This window comes from Pseudomonas sp. PS01270 (assembly GCF_029959775.1).
GTDB lineage: Bacteria > Pseudomonadota > Gammaproteobacteria > Pseudomonadales > Pseudomonadaceae > Aquipseudomonas > Aquipseudomonas atacamensis.
On sequence record NZ_JASCPT010000245.1, the window covers coordinates 1 to 2,625 of the forward strand.

Consider the following 2,625-nt stretch of genomic DNA (forward strand, 5'->3'; position numbering starts at 1 on the left):
GGCTCGCTCCCACCTTCGAAATGCAATCCCCTGTGGGAGCGAGCCTGCTCGCGAAGGCGGCCTCACCGGCAACAATGATGTTCAGAGTAAACTCATCTGTAACTTGATTTAACACACTCGCGGGTATATACACGCATCATGCTTCCTTCCCAGTGTTTGTGCACTAACCTGCGTCGCGCCGCGCGTGGCGTCAGCAGGCATTACGACGGCGCTCTCGATGGCTTCGGGATCAACGTTGCCCAGTATTCTTTGCTGTGCAATCTGCAGCGGCTGGAGCAACCGAGCATTTCCGAACTGGCTGAGGCCATGGGCCTGGATCGCAGCACTCTCGGGCGCAATTTACGTGTGCTGGAAGGCGAAGGTCTGGTGGCGCTGGCCGAAGGCGAGGACATGCGCAACCGCATCGTGCGCCTCACTGAAACCGGCGTGCAGCGGCTGGCAGCGGCACTGCCGGCGTGGGAAGCGGCGCAACAGCGACTGATCGACCGTCTCGGTGCCGAGAAGCGCGAAACCTTGCTCAAATTGCTCGACGAACTGGCCTGATGCCGGTTTTTTCGAGCTCAAGCGGGTATATACCCGCGACTGGAGAATAACAATGACAACGATGTGGCGTACGTGCGGTTGGGTGTTGCTGGGGAGTGCGCTGATCCTGGCGTTGTCATTGGGCGTGCGTCACGGGTTCGGTCTGTTCCTGTCGCCGATGAGCGCGCAGTTCGGCTGGGGCCGCGAAGTGTTTGCCTTCGCCATCGCCCTGCAAAACCTGATCTGGGGTCTGGCGCAACCGTTTACCGGCGCCCTGGCCGACCGCTTCGGTGCGGCGAAAGTGGTGCTGGTCGGTGGGATCCTCTACGCGGCGGGCCTGGTGTGCATGGGCCTGTCTGATTCGGCAGTGACTCTGTCACTCAGTGCCGGTCTGCTGATCGGTATCGGTCTTTCGGGCACTTCGTTTTCGGTCATTCTTGGTGTTGTGGGTCGCGCTGTGCCGCCAGAGAAACGCAGCATGGGCATGGGTATCGCCAGCGCCGCCGGTTCGTTCGGCCAGTTCGCGATGTTGCCGGGCACGCTGGGCCTGATCGGCTGGCTCGGCTGGTCGGCCGCGCTGTTGGTGCTGGGCCTGCTGGTGGCGATGATTGTGCCGCTGGTGAGCATGCTCAAGGACAAACCGCTGCCGGTGTTTGGCCATGAACAGACTCTTTCCGAAGCGCTGCGTGAGGCCTGTTCGCACTCCGGTTTCTGGCTGCTGGCGTTCGGCTTTTTTGTCTGCGGCTTTCAGGTGGTGTTCATCGGTGTGCACTTGCCAGCGTATCTGGTCGATCAGCATCTGCCCGCCAGTGTCGGCACTACGGTGCTGGCGTTGATCGGACTGTTCAATATCTTCGGCACTTACACCGCCGGCTGGCTTGGTGGACGCATGTCGAAACCGCGTCTGCTGACTGCGCTGTATCTGTTGCGCGCGGTGGTGATCGTGCTGTTCCTGTGGTTGCCGGTGACGACCACCACGGCGTATCTGTTCGGCATGGCCATGGGCTTCCTGTGGCTGTCGACGGTGCCGTTGACCAACGGTACGGTGGCGACCTTGTTCGGCGTGCGCAATTTGTCCATGCTCGGTGGCATCGTCTTTCTGTTCCATCAGCTCGGCTCGTTCCTTGGCGGCTGGCTGGGCGGGGTGGTGTATGACCAAACCGGAAGTTATGACTTGATCTGGCAAGTGGCGGTTCTCTTGAGTCTGCTGGCGGCGGCGCTGAACTGGCCGGTGCGCGAGCGTCCGGTGGCGCGCCTGCAAGCTGCGGCGAGCGCAGCATGAGCCGGATCTGCGCGCGATTCGCGCTGACCGCACTGGCTGCTGCGCTGTTGGCGCTGGTGTGGTGGGGCTGGCAACGCGGCGGTCTGGCGCTGATGCAGTTGGGCATGAGCATTTGCTAGATGGCAACGTGGCGAGTAACGTCGAAGTCTGGTGACTGCCCAAGGAAATTCGACATGTTGATGCGCTGGTGTGCTGTTCCCGCGTTGCTGATGGCATTGACTGGCCTGGCCCAGGCCGCCGATTGTCCTGAGCTGCTGCAAGGCTCGCTGCCCAAGTTGCGCGCCAAGGAATCCATCGATCTGTGCAAGCAGTACGCCGACAAGCCGCTGGTGGTGGTCAATACCGCCAGCTTCTGCGGTTTCGCCCCGCAGTTCGAAGGCCTCGAGGCGCTGAACAAGCGCTACAAGGCGCAAGGGCTGGAGATGCTTGGCGTGCCGTCGAATGACTTCAAGCAGGAGTCCAAGGACAGCGCGGAAACCGCCAAGGTCTGTTACGCCAACTATGGCGTGACCTTCAACATGACCGAGCCGCAGAAAGTCCGTGGCGATGACGCCACGCATCTGTTTCAGGTGCTGGCCGCGCAGAGCAATGCGCCGAAGTGGAATTTCTACAAGTACGTGGTCGACCGGCAGGGCAAGGTGGTGGCGAGTTTTTCCAGTTTGACCAAACCGGATGATCCGGAATTTATTGCGGCGATCGAAAAGGCAATTGCCTCCAAACCGCTGAAGCCCTGAAGCCCTGAAGCCTTGTGATGATCCTGTAGGAGCTGACGAGTGCAACGAGGCTGCGATCTTTTGTTCTTGAAATTCCAGGATCAAAAG

The 2,625-nt window shown here is 60.6% G+C and carries 4 protein-coding genes; all 4 read left to right on the forward strand.

The annotated features are described in order from the left end of the window. Positions 1–138 precede the first annotated feature (138 nt). The 4 genes from QMX86_RS27865 to QMX86_RS27880 are packed head-to-tail and all read left to right on the forward strand — an operon-like array spanning position 139 to position 2,538. Complete coding sequence (locus QMX86_RS27865) at positions 139–543, forward strand: MarR family transcriptional regulator (RefSeq protein ID WP_016773714.1); 405 nt, start codon at positions 139–141, stop codon at positions 541–543. Positions 544–595: 52 nt separating this feature from the next. Beyond that, positions 596–1,804, forward strand: a complete 1,209-nt coding sequence (locus QMX86_RS27870; protein WP_282387851.1) for an MFS transporter — start codon at positions 596–598, stop codon at positions 1,802–1,804. Continuing rightward, on the forward strand, positions 1,801–1,923 hold the full coding sequence (locus QMX86_RS27875) for a hypothetical protein (RefSeq protein WP_256584315.1): 123 nt from the start codon (positions 1,801–1,803) through the stop codon (positions 1,921–1,923). The genes QMX86_RS27870 and QMX86_RS27875 overlap by 4 nt, the downstream gene beginning before the upstream one ends. Positions 1,924–1,977: 54 nt before the next feature. Continuing rightward, positions 1,978–2,538: a hypothetical protein gene (locus tag QMX86_RS27880; RefSeq protein ID WP_071171497.1), complete on the forward strand. Its 561-nt coding sequence runs from the start codon at positions 1,978–1,980 to the stop codon at positions 2,536–2,538. Positions 2,539–2,625 lie beyond the last annotated feature (87 nt).